This is a genomic window from Terrabacter sp. P5_B1, assembly GCF_056400505.1.
In genome coordinates this window covers 1-1,068 of the sequence record NZ_JBFULD010000586.1, presented here as the reverse complement: position 1 = coordinate 1,068, position 1,068 = coordinate 1, and the positions used below count along the sequence as shown (strand labels likewise).

Genomic DNA, 1,068 nt, shown 5'->3' with positions numbered 1-1,068 from the left:
TGCGTCATCGGGGCCTGTCGTCGTCGGTGAGCGACGTCAGCGTCACCATGGGTGAGGCGMTCACCCACTCGTCGACGGTGTGGGGCTGTGCGGCATACCAGGGCTGGAGGCGCCATGCCTGCTCGGTGACACGTCGTCGCGTGACCGGATCCGTCACTTCGTGGGCCAGGACGTCGAGCTCGCTCGCCGGCGCACGCAGGTGCAGCACCGCCTGGGGATGCGCGCGCAAGTTGGCCAGCCAGCTCCTCCCACCGGGAGTGCCGGTCAGGACGATCTGCCCGTCGACGACGACGTACCAGATCTCGACCCTGCGGACTCTCCCGCTGCGACGCCCGAGGGTGCTCACCTCGCACGTGCCGGTCCGGGGCAATGCCTCGACGTCCATACCCGAAGGCTAGGGAAGGGTCCCAGCTGAACGCGACCCGGTTCGTAGGCGAGGACGCGCGTCCTACACCGTGGCCGGACGGCTACGACGCCGACCTTGCCCAGACTCCGCTGTTCGTACGACTGGGCACCGGTGCATCCGGGCRCCTCGTCCAGGCGATCACGAAGGACGCGCGCCACTGAGCACGGGCCCTCCGGGCGCAAGCCCGGAGGGCACCGGCGCATTCCCCGAAAGCAGGCCTCGCGGCCCGGGCACAGTCCTACCCTCGAATGGTCCACGATGACAGCCAAGGGGTTGACGAGGATGTTCACACGAAGGACGAGTGCCCTGCTCGCGGCGTCCGCAATGGTCCTGATCAGCGCGGGACCGGCGGGAGCGGACATCTTCACGCCAGGGTCCTCCGGAGCCGGGGACCCCTATTTCCCGCAAGCGGGGAACGGCGGATACGACGTCTCCCACTACTCGCTGAGGCTCGGCTACGAACCCTCTTCGAAGCAGCTCAAGGGTACGGCGGTCATCACGGCGACCGCGACGCAGAACCTCTCCCGATTCGACCTTGACCTCAGGGGCTTCACGATCTCCAAGGTGCAGGTGAACGGCTCCCCTGCAGCCTACGAACGTGCAGGCGACCAGGAACTCGTCATCACTCCCGGCAGCGGCCTTCGCGCCGGTCGATCGTTCAC

At 67.9% G+C, this 1,068-nt stretch carries 1 protein-coding gene and 1 pseudogene; one reads left to right on the top strand and one right to left on the bottom strand.

Features of this window, described 5'->3' with window-relative positions; translation table 11 throughout:
- Positions 1-4: 4 nt before the first annotated feature.
- Positions 5-385, bottom strand: coding sequence for a nitroreductase/quinone reductase family protein (locus AC1DP0_RS22215; protein WP_478088802.1), 381 nt, complete (start codon positions 383-385; stop codon positions 5-7).
- Between the two features lie 279 nt (positions 386-664).
- On the opposite strand from AC1DP0_RS22215, the pseudogene AC1DP0_RS22210 reads away from it, so the two are divergent.
- Positions 665-1,068 (top strand): annotated as a pseudogene (locus AC1DP0_RS22210) (hypothetical protein); the annotation flags it as partial.